Origin of the sequence: Brevundimonas diminuta ATCC 11568, from assembly GCF_000204035.1 — a bacterium.
Lineage (GTDB): Bacteria > Pseudomonadota > Alphaproteobacteria > Caulobacterales > Caulobacteraceae > Brevundimonas > Brevundimonas diminuta.
Genome location: NZ_GL883086.1, coordinates 1,190,657 through 1,214,066 on the forward strand (window position 1 = coordinate 1,190,657; position 23,410 = coordinate 1,214,066).

A 23,410-nucleotide genomic window follows, 5' to 3' on the forward strand; every position below is an offset into this window, starting at 1 on the left:
CCGCAAGCCGCGCCCCAGACCGTCGAGCGCGTGGTCGAGAAGGTGGTCGAGCGCGACCGCACCCGCCGCCGCCTGCCCGATCGCCGCAAGGGCTATATCCAGAAGGCCTCGGTCGGCGGCCACAAGGTCTATATCCATACCGGCGAATACGAAGACGGCGAACTGGGCGAGATCTTCATCGACATGCACAAGGAAGGCGCCGCCTTCCGCTCGATGATGAACAACTTCGCCATCGCCATCTCCATCGGCCTGCAATACGGCGTGCCGCTGGACGAGTTCGTGGACGCCTTCGTCTTCACCCGGTTCGAGCCGTCGGGGCGGGTCACGGGGAACGATTCCATCCGCTCGGCGACCTCCATCCTCGACTATGTGTTCCGCGAGCTGGGCGTCTCCTATCTGGACCGTCGCGAACTGGCGCAGGTCACGCCCGAGGCCGCCAATCTGGACGGCATGGACGGCGCTCCCGCCGATGCGCCCCAGCCCGTGCCCGCCGCCCGCTTCATCTCCAAGGGTTTCGCCCGCGGCGCGGCGCCCGACAATCTGATCGTCGCCCCCTTCGGCCGGAAGGAGCCGTCGCCTCGGACCACGCCACAGGCGCAGGCCGGTCCCTGTCTCGAGTGCGGCGACCTGATGCTGACGGATCGGAACGGGACGCCGGTGTGCGGCGCCTGCGGCGCGGCGCCCCAAGTTCAAGGTTGAAACGGGACGCACTGTCCCGAAACGGCGGCCCGCTTCTTGCTGCAACAGGCGCAAAGCCTGGAGCCATCCGCATGATCCGTCCCGCAATCGCCCTTCTCGCCGCCGTCGGCCTGACGCTGACGGCCCTGCCCGCCTCGGCGCAGAACGCCTCTCAGATCAGCCAGGTGCGTCGCGGCGCCTCCTGCCCCGGCTGCAACCTGTTCCAGGGCGACTTCTCGGGCCTGGAGCGCACGGGCCTGAACCTGTCGGGCGCGCGCATCCGTCAGGCGGACATCAGCCTGTCGGTGATGAACCGCACCAATTTCAGCCGCTCGGACCTGCGCGACGTCGAGGCTTACGGCGCGGTGCTGTCCAGCTCGAACTTCACCGGGGCGGACCTGACCAACGCCAGCTTCGTCGGAACCTATCTGGAAGGCGCGACCTTCACCGGAGCCAAGCTGAACGGGACCAATCTGTCGGGCGCCGAGATGTCGCGCGCACGCGGCCTGAGCCAGTCGCAGCTCAACCAGGCCTGCGGCGATCAGAACACGGTTTTGCCTTCGGGCCTGCGCATTCCCGCCTGTTGAACGTCGCCTTCGTTACCACGATTTAAGTAGGGTATTTACGCACTAAGGCGCATTCAGGAGGGGTGATGAAACGCTCCATTTCACCCCTGCGCCGTCTGGCCCTCGCCGCCTCAGCCCTTATGGGACTGACGACGGCCGCCCCAGCCCTGGCCGGCGCCGTGGACACGACTTGGATCCAGGACCGCGACGTCGCGCGCATGGTCTCCCTGGGGGGAAGCTGCACCCGTTGCGAGTTGTCGGGTCGCGACCTGTCCGGCGCGACGTTGACCGGCGCCAACTTCGCCTACGCCACCCTGGTCGGAGCCAATCTGCGCGGCGCTGAACTGGTCGGCTCGAACTTCGTCGGCGCCGACTTCAGCCGAGCCGACATGCGCGGCATCGAAATGGTCGGCTCCACCTTCACCAACGCCAATATGAGCGGCGCCCAGCTGATGGGCGCAGAGGCCACCGGCGCGGTCCTGATCCGGGCCAATCTGACCGGCGCCAATCTGACCGGCGCCGAGCTTCAGGGCGTCAATATGAACAGCGCCGTCCTGGTCCGCGCCCGCCTGAACGACGCCGAAATCTTCGGCGCCACCCTGGCCAATGTGAACGCCAGCGGCGCAGACTTCACGAGCGCCGACGTCAAGGCCTCCAACCTGTCAGGCGGCAATTTCGACAACGCCTCCTTCCGCAACGCGGACCTGGACAACGCGCGCCTGTCCGGCGGCAGCTTCAATCGCACCGACTTCCGCGACGCCTCCCTGCGCCGCACCGACATTCGCGGACTGGACCTCTCCCGCGCACGCGGCCTGACGGCCGATCAGGTCGAAGAGGCCTGCGGCGACGCCTCGACCCGCCTGCCGGGCGGCCTGACGGCCCGCAACTGCCGCGGCGGCGTCCGCGTCATCCGTACGCCGCCCGCACCGCCGACGCCGCCCGTCCCCCCGATTCCGCCGCGCCAGCGCAACCTGGTCATCACCTCGGGCAACTGAGGACCGGACGCAAAAAAGGGAGGGGTCGCCCCCTCCCTTTTCCAATTCAGCCCTATGGCTCCGATCAGACCTTGATCGGCAGCTGGGTGCGGATCGACAGCTCCTTCAGCTGACGCTCCTCGACCTCGGCCGGGGCGCTCATCAGCAGGTCCTGTCCCTGCTGGTTCAGCGGGAAGGCGATAACCTCGCGGATAGCCTGTTCGCCCGCCAGCAGCATGACGATGCGGTCGATGCCCGGCGCCAGACCGCCGTGCGGCGGGGCGCCGAAGCGGAAGGCGTTCAGCATGCCGCCGAACTGCTCTTCGACCACCGAGGCGTCATAGCCGGCGATCTCGAAGGCCTTCAGCATGATCTCGGCCTTGTGGTTCCGGATCGCGCCCGAGCACAGCTCATAGCCGTTGCAGACGATGTCGTACTGATAGGCGCGGATGGTCAGCGGATCCTGCGTCTCCAGCGCCTCCATGCCGCCCTGCGGCATCGAGAAGGGGTTGTGGCTGAAGTCGACCTTCTTCTCTTCTTCCGACCATTCGAACATGGGGAAGTCGACGATCCAGCAGAACTTGAACTGGTCCTCGTCGACCAGCTTCAGCTCCGTGCCGACGCGGGTGCGGGCCAGACCGGCGAACTTGGCGAAGACCGACGGCAGACCGGCGGTGAAGAAGGCGGCGTCGCCCTTGCCCAGACCCAGCGAGGTCATCAGGGCCTGCGTCGGCTCCTGACCCAGGTTCTTGGCGATCGGGCCGCCCCACGACTGCTGATCGTCCGACCAGAAGATGTAGCCCAGGCCCGGCTGGCCCTCGCCCTGCGCCCAGGAGTTCATGCGGTCGCAGAAGGCGCGCGACCCGCCCGTCGGCGCCGGGATGGCCCAGACGGCGTTCTTCTCGTCCGCGCCCAGGATCTTGGCGAACAGGCCGAAGCCGCCGTCGCGGAAGTGGTCCGACACATCCTGCATCTTGATCGGGTTGCGCAGGTCCGGCTTGTCCGAGCCGTACCACTTCATCGACTGTTCGAACGTCAGACGCTCGAAGCCCTTGTGCTCCATCGTCTGGCCGAAGTCGTTGGTGAAGACGTGCGTCCCGTCGATCGGCGACACCGGCTTGCCTTCGCCGAACTCGGTGAACAGGCCGTGCATCAGCGGCTCGATCGCCTGGAAGACGTCTTCCTGGGTCACGAAGCTCATTTCCACGTCGAGCTGGTAGAATTCCAGCGAGCGGTCGGCGCGCAGGTCTTCATCGCGGAAGCAGGGCGCGATCTGGAAGTAGCGGTCGAAGCCCGAGACCATCAGCAGCTGCTTGAACTGCTGCGGGGCCTGCGGCAGGGCGTAGAACTTGCCCGGGTGCATCCGGCTCGGCACCAGGAAGTCGCGCGCGCCTTCTGGCGACGAGGCCGTCAGGATCGGCGTCTGATACTCGAGGAAGCCCTGCGCCACCATGCGGGTGCGGATCGACTGGATCACGCGCGAACGCAGGACGATGTTCTTGTGCAGACGCTCGCGACGCAGGTCGAGGAAGCGGTTGCTCAGGCGAATCTCTTCCGGATATTCCTGCTCGCCGAAGACCGGCATCGGCAGTTCGGCGGCTTCCGACAGCACTTCCACCGACAGGACGCGCACCTCGACCTCGCCGGTCGGCAGGTTGGCGTTGACGGTCGAGCCTTCGCGCAGGACGACTTCGCCGTCGACCTTGATCACGCTCTCGGCGCGCAGGCGCTCGACCACCTCGAAGCCCGGCGTTTCGGGGTGCAGGACCAGCTGAGTCAGGCCATAGTGGTCGCGCAGGTCGATGAACAGCAGGCCGCCGTGGTCGCGCTTGCGGTGAATCCAGCCCGACAGACGAACATTCGCGCCGGCATCCGTCGAACGGAGGGCGCCGCAGGTGTGGGTGCGATAGGCGTGCATGATCGGATTTCGTCTGAAAACGGCTGTCGAACAGCGTGAATTAGGAGCGGGGAAAGGCCCATCATCGCCCCCGAAAGTCAAGGCTGACGCCTGAATCGAACAGGATGCGCCATCCACAGCGGCGCGCAGGTTGTCCCCGTGATCCCGCCCTATCAACAGAGACGCCCGCGTCCCGGCCCGGCTAGGGTCCGGTCATCATGAACGCCTCGGCCGCCGAAATCCGTCAACTGCGCCTGCCGCTGCAGCAGGAGACGCCGCAACGCGCCTCCGACCTGGCGATCTCGGAAGCGAACGCGGCGGGCGTGGCCGCCCTGGCCGCCTGGCCGGAAACGCCCGGCGCCATCCTGGCCCTGTTCGGCCCGGCGGGCTGCGGCAAGAGCCACCTGGCCGCCGCCTGGGTCGAGCGCACCGGCGCCATCGCCCTGCACGGCGCCGAAGCCGCCCTGGTCGATCCGCTGGAGCTTGAAGGCCGCCCCGTCCTGCTGGACCGGGCCCAGGACGCGGACGACGAGAGCCTGTTCCACCTGATCAACCTGACCCAGTCGGGCGGCGGGGCCCTGCTGCTGGTGTCGCGCGATCCGCCAGGCGCCTGGGCCACGGACCTGCCCGACCTGCGTTCGCGCCTGAACGCCATCCGCACCGTGGGGATAGAGGCGCCCGACGACGTGGTCTTCGCCGCCATGCTGCGCCGCGCCTTCGCCAGCCGGAACATCACCCCAGCCGACGAACTGATCGACTATCTGGTCCGCCGCATCGACCGCTCGGCCGACGCCGCCGAGGCCGTGGTCGACCGCCTGGACGCCCTGCACCGCCCGGTGACGCGCGTGCTGGCCCGTCAGGTGCTGGACGGGGAATAGCCGCCCTTTACCTACCCGCTCATCCCGGCGGACGCCGGGATGAGCGGAATTATGCTTGGCGTTCCAAAGTCTCGCCTGCCGCGACACAATCGCGGTTGCAGCCGTCACAGGCGCGAGCGACAACGGAATCATGACTGATCTCGCGCCTATCGCCGTCGACACCACCGGCGAGGAAGTCCCTTCCTCGCGCGCCCCGCAGCTGGAGCTGTCCGAGGCGCTGATGGCCTCGCCCGAGCGGTTCATCAACCGCGAGCTGTCCTGGCTGGCCTTCAACGGCCGGGTGCTGGAAGAGGCCGCGAACGAGGGCCACCCCCTGCTGGAGCGGGTGCGCTTCCTGTCCATCTCGGCCAACAACCTGGACGAGTTCTTCATGACCCGCGTCGCCGGTCTGAAGGGTCAGGTGCGCGAGCGGGTGCGCGTCGTCTCGCCTGACGGCCTGACGCCGGCCCAGCAGCTCGAACAGGTCAATGCGGCGGCGGGCGGCCTGATGGCCGAACAGCAGCGTCAGTGGCGCGTCCTGCGCAAGGAGATGGCCGCCGCCGGCATCGAGATCGTCGAACGCGCCCGCATCACCAAGACAGAGCGCGAGCGGCTGGAGCCGGAGTTCCTGAATCAGCTGTTCGCCGTGCTGACGCCGATGGCCATCGACCCGGCGCACCCCTTCCCCTTCCTGCCGAACCTGGGCTTCTCGCTGGCGCTGAAGCTGCGGCGCAACAGCGACAACCGCGTCCTTTACGCCCTGGTGCCGGTGCCGACCCAGGTGCGGCGCTTCTGGGCGCTGGCGACGGACGGGCGCTCGACGCCGGGACGCACGCGCTTCGTCTCGCTGGAAAACCTGCTGCTGCTGTTCATCGACCACATGTTTCCGGGCTGCGAGATCCTGGAAAAGGGCCTGTTCCGCCTGATCCGCGATTCCGACATCGAGATCGAGGAAGAGGCCGAAGATCTGGTCATGGAGTTCGAGGAGGCGCTGAAGCAGCGCCGCATGGGTTCGGTCGTCCGCATCAAGATCCAGGCGGACATGCCCGACGACCTGCGCGACTTCATCATCGGCCAGCTTCACGCCCAGCCGCAGGACGTGGTGCTGGTCGACGGCATGCTGGGTCTGGCCCAGTTGTCGGAACTGATCCCCGGCGGCCACCCCGACCTGAAGTTCAAGGGCTATGAGCCGCGCTACCCCGAGCGGGTGCGCGACAACGGCGGCGACATCTTCGCGGCCGTGCGCGAGAAGGACATGCTGATCCACCACCCGTTCGAGAGCTTCGACGTGGTGGTCCAGTTCCTGCGTCAGGCCGCGCGCGATCCCAACGTCATCGCCATCAAGCAGACGCTGTATCGCACCTCGAAAGACAGCCCCATCGTCGCGGCCCTGATCGAGGCGGCCGAGAACGGCAAGAACGTCACCGCCCTGGTGGAGCTGAAGGCCCGCTTCGACGAAGAGGCCAACCTGCGCTGGGCGCGCCAGATGGAACGGGCGGGCGTCCACGTCGTCTTCGGCTTCGTCGAGTACAAGACCCACGCCAAGATGAGCGTCGTCGTCCGGCGCGAGGGCGACAGCCTTCGCACCTATTGCCACTTCGGCACCGGCAACTATCACCCGGTCACGGCCAAGATCTACACGGACCTGAGCCTGTTCACCTGCGACCCGGCGCTGGGTCGCGATGCGACGCGGGTGTTCAACTACATCACCGGCTATGCGACACCGGACGAGCTGGAAGCCCTGGTCGTCTCGCCGCTGAACATGAAGTCCAGCCTGATCGAGATGATCGGCAAGGAGATGGCCGCCGCCGCCAAGGGCAAGCCCGCCGCCATCTGGGCCAAGATGAACGCCCTGGTCGACCCGGAGATCATCGACACCCTGTATCGCGCCAGCCAGCAGGGCGTGCGCATCGAACTGGTCATCCGGGGCATCTGCTGCCTGCGTCCCGGCGTGCCGGGCCTGTCGGAGAACATCCGGGTCAAGTCGATCGTCGGCCGCTTCCTGGAGCACAGCCGCATCGTCGCCTTCGCCAACGGGCACGACCTGCCCAGCAACCGGGCGCGGCTCTACATCTCCTCGGCCGACTGGATGCCGCGCAACCTGGACCGCCGGGTCGAGTTGATGACGCCGATCCTGAACGCCACCGTCCACGATCAGGTGCTGGACCAGATCATGGTCGCCAATCTGAAGGACGACGCCCAGAGCTGGGTGCTGGAGCCCGACGGCTCCTATCGCCGGGTGACCCCCAGCGGGTCGGAGCGGCCCTTCTCGGCGCACAAATACTTCATGACCAACCCCAGCCTGTCGGGACGCGGCCGCAAGGTGAAGACCCTGCCCGGCGCCCTGTCCTATCCGGGCCTCAAGCCGCGGAAGCGCCGCTGATGAGCCCCGAGCGCGAATACGAGTCGAAACAGATCGCCGTCATCGACATCGGCTCCAACTCGGTGCGCCTGGTGCTGTATCGGCTGGAAGGCCGCGCCGTCTGGACCATGTTCAACGAAAAGGTTCTGGCGGGTCTGGGCCGCGATCTGGCCGCGACCCGACGCCTGTCTGAACCGGGCGTGGTCATGGCCATGACGGCGCTGCGCCGCTTCGCCGCCGTAATCGAGGGCGTCCAGCCGGACCAGGTGCTGGTCGCCGCCACCGCCGCCGTGCGCGAGGCCGAGGACGGCCCCCTGTTCTGCGAGCGCGTGGCCGCCGAGACGGGGCTGCGCATCCGCGTCCTGAGCGGCGAGGAAGAGGCCAAATATTCAGCGCTGGGCGTGCTGGCGGGCGATCCCGGCGCGCGCGGCGTGGCCGCCGACATGGGCGGCGCCAGTCTAGAACTGACGCGGATCGGCGACGGTCCGCGTGGCAAGGGCGTGACCCTGCCGCTGGGGCCCTTCGCCCTGCTGGACGCCAAGGGCTTCGACGCCGATCGCCTGCGCGGCCGCATCGCCAAGCGGCTGGAGCCGATCGAAGACGATTACGCGACCCCGACCCTCTACGCCGTCGGCGGCGCCTGGCGCAGCCTGGCCCAGATGCACATGGCCATGGCCGATCACCCGATCCGCATCGTCCACCAATACGCCATGAACGCCGCTGACGCCCGCGACATGGCCCGACTGGTCGCGCGTCAGTCCCGCGCCTCGCTTGAAAAGCTGCCCGGCCTTTCCAAGCGCCGCGCCGAGACCCTGCCCTACGCCGCCCTGGTGCTGGAGGGGCTGATCGAACGGCTGGGGCTGGCCTCCGTCAACTTCTCGGCCTGGGGCGTGCGCGAGGGGCTGCTGTATCACGGCATGGAGCCGGCCATGCGGGCGGTCGATCCCCTGCTGGCGGGGTGTTCCGCCTGGGGCGGGCGCCAGGGCGTGGACCCCGCCCTGCCCCGCGCGCTGGACGGCTGGCTGCAATCGGTCGCCTCGGCCCTGCCCGAGGTGTTCGGCGAGGAACGCGACGCCCTGCTGACGTCTTCGGTCTGCCGCCTGGCCGACCTGGGCGCGCGGCTGCACCCGGACCACCGCACCAACCTGGTGTTCGATCAGGTGCTGTGGTCGCCCATTCCGGGCCAGACCCACGCCGAGCGCGCCTTCATGGCGGTGGCGATGAACGCCCGCTATGGCGGCGAGGCGCGCACGCCCGCGCCGGAAACGGTCAACCGCCTGCTGTCGGAAAAGGGCCAGAAGCGCGCCCGGGCCCTGGGGCTGGCCATGCGGCTGGCCTGCGACCTGTCGGGCCGTTCGCCGCAGCTTCTGGCCAACGCCACGGCCACGGTCGAGAAAGGCGCCCTGCGCGTCACCGCCGCCACGGGCTACGCCGACATGCTGCTGGGCGAACAAACCAAACGTCGGGCCAAGGCCCTGGCCGAAGCGATGGATCTGGCGCTGAAAATCTAAAAACCCTCTCCCGCCGGGAGAGGGTTGATCAGCCCTCGATCTCGACCACTTCGACGCGGGCGCCGTTCAGCACCAGGGCGATCTCGCCTTTCTTGAGCTTCAGCGCGTCCTCGCCGAACAGCTGACGGCGCCAGCCCTTCATGGCTTCGACGTCGGCGTTGTCGTTCAGAGCGATCTTCTCCAGGTCCGACACGGTGGCGATCAGCTTTGACGCCACGCCCGCGTTGTCGCTCTTGGCCTTCAGCAGCACCTTCAGCAGTTCCACCACCGAAGGCGGCGCCGGCTGGTTGTGCGCCGGGCGCTCCAGCTTGGGCGCGTGGGCTTCCGGGTCGGCCAAAACGCGCTTCAGCTCCGCCGCCAGCTCCAGCCCCAGACGCGAGCCGCCGAAGCCCTTGGGCACCGAACGCAGGCGGTTGAAGGCGTCGGGGTCGGTCGGCGCCTGGACGGCGATCTCGTCGATGGCCTCGTCCTTCAGGATGCGGCCGCGCGGCTGGTCGCGCTCCTGGGCCGCGCGCTCGCGCCAGACGGCGACAGCGACGAAGGCGGCCAGATATTTGGCGTTGAACTTCTTGGGCTTCAGCCGCTTCCAGGCGTTCTCGGGCGAGGTGTCGTAGAGGGCCGGGTCCGTGACCGCGCCCATTTCCGACATGACCCAGTCCAGACGGCCTTCCTTCTGCAGCCGGTCGCGCAGCTTGGGATAAAGGGCCGACAGGTGCGTCACGTCGCCCAGGGCATAAGTCAGCTGCGCGTCCGACAGCGGGCGACGCGCCCAGTCGGTGAAGCGGCTGCCCTTGTCCAGCTCCTGACGCAGCATCTGACGGACCAGGGCCTCATAGCTGACCTGATCGCCGAAACCGGCGGCCATGGCGGCGACCTGGGTGTCGAACAGCGGGCGCGGCATGGCGCCCAGCTTGTTGAAAATCTCCACGTCCTGCCGGGCCGCGTGGAAGACCTTCAGAATCGATTCGTCCCGCAGGATGTCGAGGAAAGGCTCCAGATCCAGCCCCTCCGCCATCGGATCGATGATGGCGGCGTCCGTTGGCGAAGCCGCCGCCTGAATCAGGCACAGCTTGGGCCAGTAGGTCGTTTCCCGCATGAATTCCGTATCAACGGTGATGTACGGGGCCTTGGCCAAACGCTCGCAGAAGGCGATCAGCGCGTCATTGGTGGTGATTGGCGTCATTCCGATGCTATAGCCCCGCGCGACGCCGTCGTGGCAAGAGCGCCGCGACAAATTTTCGCCCCCGATTTCGAGCCGTGACCGATGAGCGACACCCCCGAGGCCCTGAAAAACGGTCTGACCTACGCCGATGCAGGCGTAGACATCGACGCCGGAGAACAGCTGGTCGACGCGATCAAGCCCCTGGCCAAATCCACGCGCCGCCCCGGCGCAGAGGCCTCGCTGGGCGGTTTCGGCGCCCTGTTCGACCTGAAGGCCGCCGGTTTTGAAGACCCGCTGATCGTCACCACCACGGACGGCGTCGGCACCAAGCTGAAGATCGCCATCGAAACCGGCCGTCACGACGGCGTGGGCGTCGATCTGGTCGCCATGTGCGTCAACGACCTGCTGGCCCAGGGCGCCGAGCCGCTGATGTTCCTGGACTACTACGCCACGGGCAAGCTGGACGTGGACGCCGCGCGCCGCGTCGTCGCCGGCATCGCCGAGGGCTGCCGCCAGTCGGGCAGCGCCCTGGTCGGCGGCGAGACGGCCGAAATGCCGGGCATGTATTCGGGCGGCGACTACGACCTGGCAGGCTTCTCGGTCGGCGCGGTCGAGCGCGGCAAGGTGCTGCCCTATCTGGATCAGCAGAAGCCGGGCGACGTCATCATCGGCCTGGCCTCCTCGGGTCCGCACTCGAACGGCTATTCGCTGATCCGCAAGGTGGTCGAGAAGTCCGGCCTGGCCTGGGGCGACGACGCCCCCTTCGCCAAGGACCAGACCCTGGCCCAGGCCCTGATGGAGCCGACCCGCATCTATGTGAAGCCGGTCCTGCCGCTGATGAAGGCGGACCTGATCAAGGGCGCGGCCCATATCACGGGCGGCGGCCTGATCGAGAACCCGCCGCGCTGCATCGCCGAGGGCCTGGAAGCCAGCTTCGACTGGGACGCCTGGCCGATGCCCGCCGTCTTCCAGTGGTTGGGCGAGACGGGCGGCGTTTCGGATCACGAAATGCGCCGCACCTTCAACTGCGGCGTGGGCTTCATCCTGATCGTCACGCCGGAGAACGTCGAGCCGGTGCTGGCCGCCCTGCTGAACGCAGGCGAGACGGCCTTCGTCTGCGGACAGCTTCAGGCGGCGTAAGGCGGCAGCCTTCCGACAAGACAAAAGCCCCCGGTCAACGCGACCGGGGGCTTTTTTGCGTCCACGCTTCTTCCGCTCACCCCGGCGGACGCCGGGGCCCAGTGAGAACCTCAAGCGCCGAGCCTAAGGCCAAAGCACTGGATCCCGGCGTCCGCCGGGATGAGCGGGCATGAAGGGTTTCAGCCAACAAAAGGCCCCGATCGTGTTGACCGGGGCCTTCCTTGTTCAGACTGTCGCCAAGATCAGCGCAGGCCGCCGTTCTGCGTCTCGTCGTAGAACTTGGCCATGTCGGTGTAGAGCTGCTCCAGCGCCGGGCGGGCCGTGTACATCATGTGGCCGCCTTCATAGTAGGTGAACTCCAGGTTCCCGCGCAGGTGCGGCTCCAGCATCATCTGGGCCAGGTCGTACTCCGTGCTGAAGAAGGGCGTGGCGGCGTCGTAATAGCCGTTCAGCGCCAGCACCTTCAGGTGCGGATTGCGGCGGATGGTCGTGGCCAGGTCGACCGCCGTGTTCGGCGTCGTCTGCGGGCCGCCGACCGGCGGGCGGTGGCTCCAGTCCCAGTCGAAGCCCGGCAGGCCGCGCGCCGACTGGCGATAGTCCATGTCGGTGCGGTAGTTCAGCGTCGTGGCCACATAGTCGCGGAAGATGCTGAAATAGGCGCCGGTGATGGCGCTGCTGGAGGGGTCTTCCTCGGGCGAGCCGCCGACCGCATTGGCGTCGATGCCCAGGTAGCGGGTGTCCAGACGGCCGACCGTCTGGCGACGGTCGCGCAGCAGCTCCTTGCGGAAGGGGCTCAGCTCAAGGCGCAGATTGGCCTGATCCAGAACCTCGGGCGAAATGCCGATCAAGGCGCTCATCTGCTGGGCGATCTGGGCGCGCTCGGCGTCCGAGATCAGATGCCCCTTCGACAGGGCGGCCGAGTACGGGCCGATGGCGAATTCGCGGGCGCGCTGGACGTGTTCTTCCAGGCTGGGCTTGTTCGGGATCTTGTTGTGATACCAGGCCGTCGCCGCATAGGTCGGCAGCAGGGTGACGAAGTTCTGCGGATAGCCCGGCTGGCGCACGCCGTAGTTCATGATCGACGACAGCAGCACCACGCCGTTCAGCGACATGCCGCGGCTTTCCAGCTGATGCACCAGGGCGCCCGCGCGCAGGGTGCCGTAGCTTTCGCCCAGCACGTATTTCGGGCTGGACCAGCGGTCGAACTTGGTCGTGTAGCGCATGATGGCGCGGGCGAAGGTGTCCGCGTCCTGATCCACGCCCCAGAAGGCCGAACCCGGCGTCTCGCCCAGCGGGCGCGAATAGCCGGCGCCGACCATGTCGATGAAGACCAGGTCGGTCTTGTCCAGCAGGGTCATGTCGTTGGGCGCCAGGTTGAACGGCCCCGGACGCTCGACCACCGGGGCGTCGGTCTGGACCCGCATCGGGCCGAAGGCGCCCATGTGCAGCCACACCGTCGGCGAACCCGGCCCGCCGTTGAACATATAGGTGATCGGGCGACGACCGACCGGCTGGCCGTCCAGCGTATAGGCCACATAGAAGAGGCTGGCCGTCGGCATGCCCGCGTCGTTGCGGACCGTCAGGGTGCCCGCCGTGGCCTTGTAGCGCATGGCGCGGCCGTGGGCGGTGATCGAGTGGCTGGTCGTCACCGTCTGTTCGTCGGCGCTGGCGCGGGCCCAGTTCTTCTCGATCTGTTCGGCGTTGGCGTTGCGCAGACGTTCGGCCGCCGAGCGGATCGGACCCGAACCGCCGCTGGACGCGGCTTCCTGAGCCATGGAAACGGCCGGCGCGGCCAACAGGGCCGCAGCGCAGGCGGCGGTCAACAGACGACGCATATAGGATACTCCCCCTAGGATGCCAGACTCTCCGGCGGATCGACGCTAGCGCCGCCGTTTCCGAAGAAGCAACGGAGTTTGCGTCAGTTGGTCGATATTCGTTCGGCGGCGCTGCGCCCTCCCCTTCGCCTTGAAGTCCCTCTTGCTAAGTCGCCGTCGGGGCCGCATGGCAGTCGCGCCTTTTTTCAACGCGTGAGCCGCCCATGTCCGTCGCCAAAACCCGCGTCGCCGTCCTGATCTCGGGAACCGGCTCGAACATGGCCAGCCTGATCGCGGCGGGTCAGGCGGCGGACGCGCCGTATGAAGTCGTGGTCGTCGTCTCCAACATCGCGGGCGCGGGCGGTCTGGCCAAGGCCGAGGCGGCGGGCGTCGAGGCGTTGACCGTCGAGCACAAGCCCTTCGGCAAGGACCGCGAGGCGCATGAACGCGCCCTCGACGCCCTGCTGGTCGAGCGCGGCGTCCAGGTCGTGGCCCTGGCCGGATACATGCGCCTGCTGACGCCGTGGCTGGTCGGGAAATGGGCGGATCGGATGCTGAACATCCACCCGTCGCTGCTGCCGCTCTATCCCGGCCTGAACACCCACGCCCGCGCCATCGAGGCCGGAGACCTTGTGGCGGGCTGCACCGTCCACATCGTCACCGAAGGCGTCGATGAAGGCCCGATCCTGGGCCAGGCGCGCGTGCCGATCCTGCGGGGCGACACGCCCGACATTCTGGCGGAACGGGTCAAGGCGGCGGAGCACGGCCTTTATCCCCAGGCGCTCGCCGATTTCGTCCGCCGCTCGTAATCCTTAACGATTTTTAATGCGACAGCCGGTCGCAGGCGAGCGCAGGTTGCCCGCAAGCACGAATGCGCCGTCCTGATGGCGTAATCGCGCACGTCTGCACCACTGGGAAAGACCCGATGATGAAAACCCGCCTGATGGGCGCCGCCGCCATGGCGCTCGCCCTCGCCTTCTCGGCTCAGCCGACCTTAGCCCAACACGCCCACGCCTCGGCGACCGCTTCGACCACGCCCGAGATCAAGCCCTGGGGCTTCGACCTGGACGGCCGCGACCTGACGGTGAAGCCGGGCGACGACTTCAACGCCTACGCCAACGGCGTCTATCTGCGCGATACCGAAATTCCGGCCGACAAGGCCCGCTTCGGCCCGTTCGACGTCCTGTATGAGAACTCGCAGGCCCAACTGCGCGCCATCATCGAAGCCAGCGCCGCCAACCCGGTCAACGACAACGCCCGCAAGGTCGGCGCCCTGTACGCCAGCTTCATGGACGAGGCCCGCGTGAACCAGCTGGGCGCCCAGCCCCTGGCCGCCGACCTGGCCGCCATCCGCGCCGTCGCGAACCACAGCGACATGGCCCGCCTGATGGGCGCTAGCCACGAAGGCTTCGGCGGCTCCCTGTTCGGGGTGGCCGTGTTCGAGGACTTGCAAGACCCCAACGTCAACTCGGCCTATCTGGGCCAGGGCGGCCTGGGCCTGCCGGACCGCGACTATTATCTGAAGCCCGACTTCGCCACCCAGCGCGAAGCCTATGTCGGCTATGTCACGCGCGCCCTGACCGCCGCCGGCTGGAGCAACCCGGCCCAGGCCGCCGCCGACATCCTGGCCTTCGAGACCAAGGTGGCCGAGAAGCACTGGACCACGGTCGAGCGCCGCCAGATCGACAAGATCTACAACCCGACCCCGGCCGCGCAGCTGTCGACCTTCGCGCCGGGCTTCGACTGGGCCGCCTTCCTGCAGGCCTCCAAGGTCGAAAGCGTGCCGACCCTGGTGCTGATGGAGAACACCGCCATCCCCGGCATCGCCCAGGTGTTCGCCGACACCCCGATCGAGACGCTGAAGGCCTGGCAGGCCTTCCAGACCGTCGATCAGGCCAGCCCCTATCTGTCCGACGCCTTCGTCGACTCGCGCTTCGAATTCCGCGGCAAGACCCTGCGCGGCCAGCCCGAGAACCGTCCGCGCTGGAACCGCGGCGTCGCCCTGGTCGACGGCCAGCTGGGCGAGGTTCTGGGCCAGGAATACGTCCGCCTGCACTTCCCGGCTTCGTCCAAGACGCAGATGGAAACGCTGGTCGCCAACCTCAGCGCGGCCATGACCGAGCGTCTGAAGGCTCTCGACTGGATGAGCGAGGCCACGCGCGAGCAGGCCCTGCTGAAGATGTCCAAGTTCGGCGTGAAGATCGGCTATCCTGAGAAGTGGCGCAGCTATGACGGGCTGGAGCTGACGGCGGGCGACCTCTACGGCAACGTCGAGCGCGCCTCCGCCTTCGACTGGGCCTGGAACCGCAGCAAGATCGGCCAGCCGGTCGATCCGCTGGAATGGGGCATGACGCCCCAGACGGTGAACGCCTATTACAACCCGCCGCGCAACGAGATCGTCTTCCCGGCCGCCATCCTGCAGGCGCCCTTCTTCGATCCGAACGCCGATCCGGCGGTCAACTACGGCGGCATCGGCGCCGTGATCGGCCACGAGATCACCCACGGCTTCGACGATCAGGGCCGCAAGACCGACGCCAACGGCGTGCTGCGCGACTGGTGGACGCCCGAGGACGCCGCCCGCTTCGAGGAGCGCGCCAAGACACTGGGCGCCATCTACGCCGCCGAAGAGCCGGTCCCCGGCACGCACATCAACGGCGACCTGACCATGGGCGAGAACATCGCCGACCTGGGCGGCCTGCTGATGGCGCTGGACGCCTATAAGCGCAGCCTGAACGGCCAGCCGGCCCCGGTGATCGACGGTCTGACCGGCGAACAACGCGTCTTCCTGGGCTGGGCCCAGGTGTGGCGCGAGAAGTCGCGTGAAGAGGCTCTGAAAGAGCAGCTGACCACCGACCCGCACTCGCCCGGCATGGCGCGCGCCGCCACCCCGCCGCGCAACATCGACGCCTGGTACGCCGCCTTCGGCGTCACCCCGGATCAGGCGGAATACATCGCCCCCGAAAAGCGCGCCCGCATCTGGTAAGCGGCGCGTCCGGCGACGGACAAGAGGAAAGGGCGTCGGCTTCGCGGCCGACGCCCTTTTTGTTTCCCCTTGCGGAGAAAGCCTTACTCGTGCGGCTTCTTCGGCGTGGTGGCGGCGCCTGCGACGGCGCCGATGACGCCGCCGGCGACGGTCGCGCCGGTGTTGCCGCCGATCGCCTGACCGGCGACCGCGCCGCCCAGGGCGCCCGTGGCGGCGCGTTGTTCCGTCGTGGTGCCGCAGGCGGCCAGCAGAGCCGTCAGGCCGATCACTGGGGCGAGTTTCAGCATCGTCTTCATGGCGGTCATCCTTGTTCTTCTTCGAGAGACAGCGTGACCATGAGAACGAAACGGCCCGCCCCCGGTTCCGAGGGCGGGCCGAATTGTCACACAGCTTGACCGCGAACGATCAGGCCGCGTCGGGTCGAAAAGGCGAAGCCTTTTGACCGCGGCTCAGAAAAACAGGCCGCGTCGAGCCGGGTGATCCCGAAGGGCGACGATCGCGGCCCCTCAGAAAAGCCCCTTAGCCGACGATGTCGGCGTCCGTGAAGAACTGGGCGATCTCGATGCCGGCGTTCTCCAGCGAGTCCGAACCGTGGACCGAGTTCTCGCCGATCGACAGGGCGAACAGCTTGCGGATGGTGCCTTCAGCGGCGTCGTTCGGGTTGGTGGCGCCCATGACTTCGCGGTATTTGGCGACGGCGTTGTCGCCTTCCAGCACCTGGACGACGACCGGCTCGGCGATCATCTGCGAGACCAGTTCGCCGTAGAAGGGACGCTCGGCGTGCACTTCGTAGAACTTCTTGGCTTGGGCTTCGGTCAGCTTGACGCGGCGTTGGCCGACGATGCGCAGGCCGGCGCCTTCGATCACGGCGTTGATGGCGCCCGTCAGGTTACGGCGGGTGGCGTCCGGCTTGATGATCGAGAACGTACGTTCGGTCATGGGAGTGACTTCTTGTTTGGGAGTTTGAGGGTCGGCGGCTTATAGCGAGCGCCGCACATCTTTCCAATATCCCCGCGCGTAAGCCTTTTTCTTTCCGGTTGCCATGCTGCAGATCAAAAACCTGACCTACAACGCCTGGGGCCGCGAGTTCCTGGACGACGCCTCCGTCAGCCTGCCGCCGGGGTCAAAGGTCGGCCTGGTCGGCCGCAACGGCATCGGCAAGTCGACCCTGTTCAAGCTGATCCTGGGCGAACTGGCCGCCAACGGCGACGAAATCTCCCTGCCAAAGACCGCCCGCATCGGCTCGGTCGATCAGGAACACCCCGCGACGCCCGTCAGCGTGCTGGACACCATCCTGGAAGCCGACGTCGAGCGTCACGACCTGCTGACCCGGCTGGAAACCGCCGAGCCCGAGGAAATGGGCGAGATCTGGGGCCGCCTGATCGAGATCGACGCCGACAGCGCCCCTGCGCGTGCGTCCGAAATCCTGGCGGGTCTGGGCTTCAGCCATGACGACATCCTGCGCCCGATGGCCGAGTTCTCGGGCGGCTGGCGAATGCGCGTGGCTCTGGCCGCCGCCCTGTTCGCCGAGCCGGACATGCTGCTGCTGGACGAACCGACCAACTACCTCGACCTGGAAGGCGCCCTGTGGCTGGAGCAGCGGCTCAAACGCTATCCGCACACGGCCCTGATCATCAGCCACGACCGCGAGTTGCTGAACGGCGTCTGCACCCACATCCTGCAGCTGTCGAACCGCAAGCTGGACCTCTATACCGGCAACTACGACACCTTTGAAAAGACGCGAGCCGAAAAACTGCGCTTGATGGCGTCGACCCAGGCCAAGCAGGACGCCGAGCGCGCCCACCTGCAGAAGTTCATCGACCGCTTCAAGGCCAAGGCGTCGAAGGCGACGCAGGCCCAGTCGCGCGTCAAGCGGCTGGAGAAGATGCAGCGTATCGAACTGCCGCCGGAAGAGCGCGTCGCCCCCTTCACCCTGCCTTCGCCGGAACGCCCCCTGCCCCCGCCGCTGATCCGGCTGGAGAAGGCCAACGTCGGCTATGAGCCGGGCAAGCCGATCCTGAAGAACCTGAACCTGCGGATGGATCTGGACGACCGCATCGGCCTGCTGGGCGTCAACGGGGCGGGCAAGTCGACCTTCGCCAAGCTGATCGCCAAGGCCCTGACCATCGAGACGGGCGAGTTCCACCGCGACGGCAAGATGCGCGTGGGCTGGTTCCACCAGCACCAGATCGAGGCGATGGACCCGACCGACACGCCGCTGGAGATCATCCGCCGCGCCATGCCGGACGCCTCGGAAAGCAGCCGCCGCAGCCGCCTGGCCCAGTTCGGCCTGCCGTTCGAGAAGCAGGAAACCACCGTCGGCTCCCTGTCGGGCGGCGAGCGGGCGCGCCTGCTGCTGAACCTGGTGGCGATGGATGCACCGCACATCCTGATCCTGGACGAACCGACCAACCACCTGGATATCGACAGCCGTCGCGCCCTGCTGGACGCCCTGAACGAATATACGGGCGCGGTCATCCTGATCACCCACGACCGCTCGCTGATGGAGCTGGTGGCCGACCGCCTGTGGCTGGCCGCCGACGGGTCGGTGAAGCCGTTCGACGGCGACATGGACGACTATCAGAAGTTCGTCCTGGACCGCGCCAAGCAGGCGGGGATGAAGCCCAGCCAGGTCAAGCATGAGGAAGCTGTGGCCGAGGCTCCCGCTCCCGCGCCCACGCCCAAGGCCGAAAAGAAGAAGGGGCCGTCTCCGTCCACGCTCCGCCATGCGGTGAAGAAGGCGGAAGAGAAGATGGCCCAGCTGACCGGCGACCTGGCGCGTCTGGACGACGATCTGGCCAACGCCGCCGTCAATGATCCGAAGAAGCTGGAAGGCCTGACCCGCGCCCGCGCCAAGGCCCAGACCGATCTGGATCAGGCCGAAGTCGACTGGATCGCCGCCGAAGAAGCCCTGGCCGAGGTGTCCTGATGAGCAAGACGCCGCCCCTGCTGACCAAGGACGAGATGCAGGAGGCGTCCGCCCGTCTGCGCGCCTACCTGCGCGACGAGATGGAGGTGGAGGTCGGCCAGTTGCCCGCCGAGATGCTGGTGGAGTTCATCGGCCGCGACATCGGCCGCCTGTTCTACAACCGCGGCCTGCGCGACGCGGAGACCGTGGTGCGCCAGAAGGTAGAGGACGTCGCCGACGCCCTCTACGGTCTGGAGCGATAAGCCCCACAGCCCTGATCCCGCTCACCCCGGCGGACGCCGGAGCCCAGTGAGAACTTCATCCGCCGCGTTTGCAGCCAAAGTACTGGATCCAGGCCTCCACCGGCATGAGCGGATATTGTTAGCCGCAGCTGACGCGCGTCACGACGTTGGTCTTGTCGTCGTAGGTGAAGGTCACGCGGTTCTCGCGATAGTCCATGGTCGCCGCGCAGCTGCTGCACAGGACGCGGAAGATGCGGCCTTGCGGCGCGGTCGGAATGGTCGAGCGATTGCGGCCCACATACTCCTGATAGTCGCTGGCCTTGCAGGCGACGGGGGTCGCCTCGCCGCCGGGCGCAGGCGTCGCGCCGCCGCCCTGGGTCGGGGCGCAGGCGGCCAGGGCGAGGAAGCCCACAGCGGCGCTCAGGGTCAGAATCGTCTTCATGGCGGCGTCCTTTTCGATCAGCCGCAGCGAACCTGTTCGACCAGGCCCCTCTGCTGATTATAGAAAATATTCAAGCGGTAAGGCGAATAGTCTTCGGTTACGGGACAGGTCGTGCAGGCGACGCGACGGTTCACCACATCCACCGGAACGGGAATCTGGCTGCGCGGTTTCCCGACCAGCCACTGAAGCTCGCCGGCCTTGCACATATCGCCGTCGATGCTGCGGACGCCCGGTTCGGACAGATAGGGCCGCTCGGTCGAGGAGACCGGCGTCCGGACGGGCGCGGTCGGCTGGCCGACGGGCCGGGCGGGCGGCGAAGCGCAGGCCGACAGGGCGACCAGGCCGACGCCCAGGATCAGGCCGCTTTTTCCCAGCGGCCCTCGTCCGATTGTTTCCAGTAGGCCAGGTCGGCGCCGTCCGCCTTCAGCGTCCGCCAGCGCCCGCGCGCATGGTTCAGCGCCTGCTCGTCCCGGCCGTCGAAAATGATGAAGCAACGTGCGAACTCCTGCGTGGCCCCAAGCTCTGAATCATCGACGATGAACAGCGCCTGAGCGCCATTCAGATTCTCGCCCGATTCGGACAGGAGCACAGGCTGGCGCGCAGCGTGTCCACCGTCAGCCCGTCCGTGCGGCAGGAAACTGTCGTCGCGATAGGTCCACAACAGCTCGTCGATGTCGTCGAGCCGGTGCGAGGTCGCGCCCCGGATCAGGGCGCGCCAGCCCCGCTGAAGCGTGCGCTCCAGCAGGGTCGGCAGCACCTGATCCAGCGTCGACCGCTCCAGGTGGTAGAACCAGATTTCCGGCTTGGCGTCAGACACCCGGCCCTACCTTCCTGAACTGAGGTCAGCCTTCGTAGTGGTCGGCGACCATGCGGTCGAGCAGACGCACGCCATAGCCCACGGCGCCGTCCGGCACGGTCGGGTTCTTGGAGTCCTTCACCCAGGCGGTCGAGGCGATGTCGATGTGCGCCCACGGCGTGCCGTTGGTGAAGCGTTGCAGGAACAGGGCGGCGGTGATCGAGCCGCCGGCGCGGCCATTGCCCATGTTCTTCACATCGGCGATCGGGCTGTCGATGTGGCGGTCGTATTCCGCCGGGATCGGCATGCGCCAGGACTTCTCGCCCACCTTCGGACCGGCGTCGGCGATGTTGGCGGCCAGTTCGTCGCTGTTGGTGAAGACGCCCGCGTATTCCAGGCCCAGCGAGATGATGATGGCGCCCGTCAGGGTGGCCAGGTCGACCATGAACTTCGGCTTGAAGCGGTCCTGCGTGTACCAGAGCGCGTCGGCCAGCACGAGGCGGCCTTCGGCGTCGGTGTTCAGCACCTCGATGGTCTGGCCCGACATGGAGGTGACCACGTCGCCCGGACGCTGGGCGTTTCCGTCCGGCATGTTCTCGACCAGGCCCAGAACGCCGACGACGTTCACCTTGGCCTTGCGGCCGACCAGGGCGTGCATGAGGCCGGCCACGGCGGCGGCGCCGCCCATGTCCCACTTCATCTCTTCCATGCCGTCGGCGGGCTTCAGGCTGATGCCGCCGGTATCGAAGCAGACGCCCTTGCCGACAAAGGCGATGGGGGCCTCGCCTTCCTTGCCGCCGTTCCACTGGATGACGGCCAGCTGGCTTTCACGCACCGAGCCCTGCCCGACGCCGAGCAGCGAGCCCATGCCCAGCTTCTGCATCTCGGCTTCGCCCAGGATCTCGACCTTGGCGCCCAGGGCCTCCAGCTCCTTCACGCGGCGCGCGAACTCGGCCGGGTACAGGATGTTGGCGGGCTCCGACACCAGGTCGCGCGCGAACAGCACGGCGTCGGCCACAGCCGACAACGGCTGGAAGGCGGCCTCTGCGGCCTTCACGTCCGAGGTCACGACGCGCACGGTCGTCACCGACGGGATCTTATCGGCCTTCTGCTTGGTCAGGTATTTGGCGAAGCGATAGGCGGCCAGGCGCACGGCGAATCCGGCGCGGGCGGCCAGTTCCGGCGACAGGTGCGACACGTCGATGGTCAGGACTTCGGCGCCCGACAGCTTGGTCGCCTGATAAGCGGCCGCAGCCGCGGTTTCGACCGCCAGATCGTCCAGCTTGTCCGCCGCGCCCGCGCCAACCAGCAGGACGGCGTTCGCGTCGATCCCGGCCGGAGCCGCGACGTTCAGGCTGCTGCTGGCGGCGCCGTTGAAGCGGCTGTTCTTCATCGCCTTGACCAGGGCGCCCGAGGCGGCCTGATCAAGCGCCGGTCCGGTCCCAGCCAGCGCCCGCCCTTCATGAACCAGCAAGGCGAGAATTTCGGCTGCACCCGACGAAGCGACGAATTCGATTTTCATAAACTGACTCCAGACCGAGAAATCATGCCCCGGTCACGCTTGAATTTGCCATGGTCGCGGCGACGGTTTCGTCGGGGCGGCCGGATGTGTATTACATGGCTCGCATCGCCCTGGGCTGCAACACGCTCGCAGCCGATTATACGACCTTACCCGCCGCATGACCCTGATTCAGAGGTATCTTTTCCGCCAGATCGGCCTACCCATCGTGGCGGCGGTCGCGGCGCTGGCCGGGATAGGCCTGCTGAGTCAGAGCCTTGATCAATTGGAGGTCATCGTCGAGCGCGGCCAGAGCGTCTGGGTCATGGTCAAATTGACCTTGCTGGCCCTGCCGCAGCTGATCGCCGTCATCCTGCCCATCGGCCTGTTCGTCGGCGCCCTGATCGCCCTGACGCGGCTGCAGCGCGAGCAGGAGCTGACCGCCGCCTACGCCGCCGGCGTCAGCCGCTGGGCCCTGATCCGGCCCGCCCTGCAGATCGCCCTGATCGTCACGGTCATCTCCCTGCTGGTGAACGTCTTCGTCCAGCCCTGGGCCCAGCGCGAGGGTCGCCGCCAGGCCTTCGCCATCCGCACCGACCTGGCCGCCCTGCTGGTCGAGGAAGGCCGCTTCGTCCAGGGTCCGGACGGCCTGACCGTCTACGTCCAGCAGATCGAGCAGAACGGCCTGATGAAGAACCTCTTCGTCTACCTGGACAACGGCAAGACGGTCACGACCTGGGACGCCGAGACGGCCCGCTTCGGCCGCGTCGACGGCCTGCCGGTGCTGACCATGCAGAACGGCTCGATGCAGCGCTATTCCTCGCGCGAGGTGCTGAACCAGCTCTCGTTCGACCAGCAGGTGTTCGACCTGTCGCCCTACGCCAAGACCAGCGAGCGCATCCGCTTCAAGCCGTCGGACCTGTGGCTGACGGACCTGTTCGACCCGACCCCCGCTCTGCTGGAGACCGCCGGAACGCGCGGCGAGCTGGCGGCCGAGGGCCATTCGCGCCTGGCTTCGCCTCTCTACGCCCTAGCGGCCATGGCCTTTGCGTTGGCGGCCATCCTGGGCGGCGCGTTCAGCCGCAGCGGCTACGCCGGACGCATCGCCAGGGCCGCAGGCGCCTTCCTGGTCCTGCGCGTCATCGGGTACGGCCTGGTGGCCGGCAGCGCCTGGAACGGCGCGCTCAACGTCCTGCAATACGTCGTGCCGCTGGCCGCCACCTTCCTGGCCCTGCGCATCCTGTTCCGCGCGCTGAAGCCGCGCCGTCGCCGCACCTGGGCGCCGCTGGAACGCCTGAAGGCGAGGTTCGCATGAGGCTCCGTCTCGGCCGCATCGAACGCTATGTGCTGATCCAGCAGATGAAGTCGCTGGGCGTGGCGCTGGCCGTCATCGCCGCCCTGGTCATGCTGATCGACTTCGTCGAGGTCTCGCGCGGGCTGAATTCGTCCGGCGAACTGTCGGGCGGGCGCATCCTGGGCCTGGTCATGGTCAAGTCGCCGTCGGTGATCGTGCAGCTTCTGCCCTTCGTCTTCCTGTTCGGCACGCTGGGCGCCTTCGTCAGCCTGAACCGGCGCAGCGG

General features: G+C 67.5%; 21 protein-coding genes. 13 read left to right on the forward strand and 8 right to left on the reverse strand.

Annotated elements, in window-relative coordinates; translation table 11 throughout:
• The 3 genes from BDIM_RS09675 to BDIM_RS09685 all read left to right on the forward strand — a co-directional run.
• Positions 1-699: TSCPD domain-containing protein (locus BDIM_RS09675; RefSeq protein ID WP_040345639.1), on the forward strand; the 699-nt coding region annotated here is incomplete at its 5' end.
• Positions 700-770: 71 nt separating this feature from the next.
• Positions 771-1,265 (forward strand): pentapeptide repeat-containing protein, encoded by a 495-nt coding sequence (locus BDIM_RS09680; RefSeq protein ID WP_003165408.1) that lies wholly within the window; start codon positions 771-773, stop codon positions 1,263-1,265.
• 65 nt (positions 1,266-1,330) lie between these two features.
• Positions 1,331-2,239 carry a pentapeptide repeat-containing protein gene (locus tag BDIM_RS09685; RefSeq protein ID WP_040345641.1) on the forward strand — a complete coding sequence of 303 codons (909 nt, stop codon included), beginning with the start codon at positions 1,331-1,333 and terminating at the stop codon, positions 2,237-2,239.
• A gap of 64 nt (positions 2,240-2,303) precedes the next feature.
• Here BDIM_RS09685 and aspS read toward each other — a convergent pair whose 3' ends face one another.
• Positions 2,304-4,136, reverse strand: a complete 1,833-nt coding sequence (aspS, locus tag BDIM_RS09690; RefSeq protein WP_003165409.1) for an aspartate--tRNA ligase — start codon at positions 4,134-4,136, stop codon at positions 2,304-2,306.
• A gap of 197 nt (positions 4,137-4,333) precedes the next feature.
• Here aspS and BDIM_RS09695 point away from each other — a divergent pair, with 197 nt between their 5' ends.
• The 3 genes from BDIM_RS09695 to BDIM_RS09705 all read left to right on the forward strand — a co-directional run bounded on the left by BDIM_RS09695 (position 4,334) and on the right by BDIM_RS09705 (position 8,845).
• On the forward strand, positions 4,334-4,993 hold the full coding sequence (locus tag BDIM_RS09695; RefSeq protein ID WP_050796687.1) for a P-loop NTPase family protein: 660 nt from the start codon (positions 4,334-4,336) through the stop codon (positions 4,991-4,993).
• A 130-nt stretch (positions 4,994-5,123) separates the two neighbouring features.
• Positions 5,124-7,355 carry an RNA degradosome polyphosphate kinase gene (locus BDIM_RS09700; RefSeq protein ID WP_040345643.1) on the forward strand — a complete coding sequence of 744 codons (2,232 nt, stop codon included), beginning with the start codon at positions 5,124-5,126 and terminating at the stop codon, positions 7,353-7,355.
• Entirely contained in the window at positions 7,355-8,845 is a 1,491-nt protein-coding gene (locus BDIM_RS09705; protein ID WP_003165411.1) for a Ppx/GppA phosphatase family protein, read from the forward strand. The genes BDIM_RS09700 and BDIM_RS09705 overlap by 1 nt, the downstream gene beginning before the upstream one ends.
• A 28-nt stretch (positions 8,846-8,873) precedes the next feature.
• On the opposite strand, the gene rnd is transcribed toward BDIM_RS09705, so the two are convergent.
• Positions 8,874-10,028, reverse strand: a complete 1,155-nt coding sequence (rnd, locus tag BDIM_RS09710; RefSeq protein ID WP_003165412.1) for a ribonuclease D — start codon at positions 10,026-10,028, stop codon at positions 8,874-8,876.
• A gap of 81 nt (positions 10,029-10,109) precedes the next feature.
• Between rnd and purM the strand changes: the two genes are divergently transcribed.
• Positions 10,110-11,147, forward strand: a complete 1,038-nt coding sequence (gene purM / locus BDIM_RS09715) for a phosphoribosylformylglycinamidine cyclo-ligase (RefSeq protein ID WP_040345645.1) — start codon at positions 10,110-10,112, stop codon at positions 11,145-11,147.
• Positions 11,148-11,389: 242 nt separating this feature from the next.
• On the opposite strand, the gene BDIM_RS09720 is transcribed toward purM, so the two are convergent.
• Positions 11,390-12,982 carry a S10 family peptidase gene (locus tag BDIM_RS09720; protein ID WP_003165414.1) on the reverse strand — a complete coding sequence of 531 codons (1,593 nt, stop codon included), beginning with the start codon at positions 12,980-12,982 and terminating at the stop codon, positions 11,390-11,392.
• 203 nt (positions 12,983-13,185) lie between these two features.
• On the opposite strand from BDIM_RS09720, the gene purN reads away from it, so the two are divergent.
• Both purN and BDIM_RS09730 read left to right on the forward strand, forming a co-directional pair.
• Entirely contained in the window at positions 13,186-13,770 is a 585-nt protein-coding gene (purN, locus tag BDIM_RS09725; protein ID WP_003165415.1) for a phosphoribosylglycinamide formyltransferase, read from the forward strand.
• Between the two features lie 116 nt (positions 13,771-13,886).
• Positions 13,887-15,944, forward strand: a complete 2,058-nt coding sequence (locus BDIM_RS09730; protein ID WP_088491457.1) for a M13 family metallopeptidase — start codon at positions 13,887-13,889, stop codon at positions 15,942-15,944.
• Positions 15,945-16,027: 83 nt separating this feature from the next.
• Here BDIM_RS09730 and BDIM_RS09735 read toward each other — a convergent pair whose 3' ends face one another.
• Both BDIM_RS09735 and ndk read right to left on the reverse strand, forming a co-directional pair.
• Positions 16,028-16,249 (reverse strand): hypothetical protein, encoded by a 222-nt coding sequence (locus BDIM_RS09735; RefSeq protein WP_369822373.1) that lies wholly within the window; start codon positions 16,247-16,249, stop codon positions 16,028-16,030.
• Positions 16,250-16,463: 214 nt separating this feature from the next.
• Complete coding sequence (gene ndk / locus BDIM_RS09740; RefSeq protein WP_003165416.1) at positions 16,464-16,883, reverse strand: nucleoside-diphosphate kinase; 420 nt, start codon at positions 16,881-16,883, stop codon at positions 16,464-16,466.
• A 103-nt stretch (positions 16,884-16,986) separates the two neighbouring features.
• Here ndk and BDIM_RS09745 point away from each other — a divergent pair, with 103 nt between their 5' ends.
• Both BDIM_RS09745 and BDIM_RS09750 read left to right on the forward strand, forming a co-directional pair.
• Positions 16,987-18,873 carry an ABC-F family ATP-binding cassette domain-containing protein gene (locus tag BDIM_RS09745; RefSeq protein ID WP_003165417.1) on the forward strand — a complete coding sequence of 629 codons (1,887 nt, stop codon included), beginning with the start codon at positions 16,987-16,989 and terminating at the stop codon, positions 18,871-18,873.
• Positions 18,873-19,115, forward strand: a complete 243-nt coding sequence (locus BDIM_RS09750; RefSeq protein WP_003165418.1) for a DUF2164 family protein — start codon at positions 18,873-18,875, stop codon at positions 19,113-19,115. Before BDIM_RS09745 ends, BDIM_RS09750 begins: the two co-directional genes overlap by 1 nt.
• A 118-nt stretch (positions 19,116-19,233) precedes the next feature.
• Here BDIM_RS09750 and BDIM_RS09755 read toward each other — a convergent pair whose 3' ends face one another.
• From BDIM_RS09755 to BDIM_RS09770, 3 genes are all read right to left on the reverse strand, one after another.
• Positions 19,234-19,536 (reverse strand): hypothetical protein, encoded by a 303-nt coding sequence (locus tag BDIM_RS09755; protein WP_003165419.1) that lies wholly within the window; start codon positions 19,534-19,536, stop codon positions 19,234-19,236.
• Between the two features lie 355 nt (positions 19,537-19,891).
• The gene (locus tag BDIM_RS09765) at positions 19,892-20,353 is read right to left on the reverse strand and encodes a DNA polymerase III subunit chi (protein ID WP_003165424.1); all 462 of its coding nucleotides are present in this window, start codon (positions 20,351-20,353) and stop codon (positions 19,892-19,894) included.
• A 25-nt stretch (positions 20,354-20,378) separates the two neighbouring features.
• Positions 20,379-21,854, reverse strand: coding sequence for a leucyl aminopeptidase (locus BDIM_RS09770; protein WP_003165425.1), 1,476 nt, complete (start codon positions 21,852-21,854; stop codon positions 20,379-20,381).
• Between the two features lie 157 nt (positions 21,855-22,011).
• Between BDIM_RS09770 and BDIM_RS09775 the strand changes: the two genes are divergently transcribed.
• Positions 22,012-23,145 carry an LptF/LptG family permease gene (locus tag BDIM_RS09775; protein ID WP_040345649.1) on the forward strand — a complete coding sequence of 378 codons (1,134 nt, stop codon included), beginning with the start codon at positions 22,012-22,014 and terminating at the stop codon, positions 23,143-23,145.
• Positions 23,142-23,410 (forward strand): LptF/LptG family permease (locus BDIM_RS09780; RefSeq protein ID WP_040345652.1); only part of this gene is annotated, 269 nt, incomplete at its 3' end. The genes BDIM_RS09775 and BDIM_RS09780, both read left to right, overlap by 4 nt.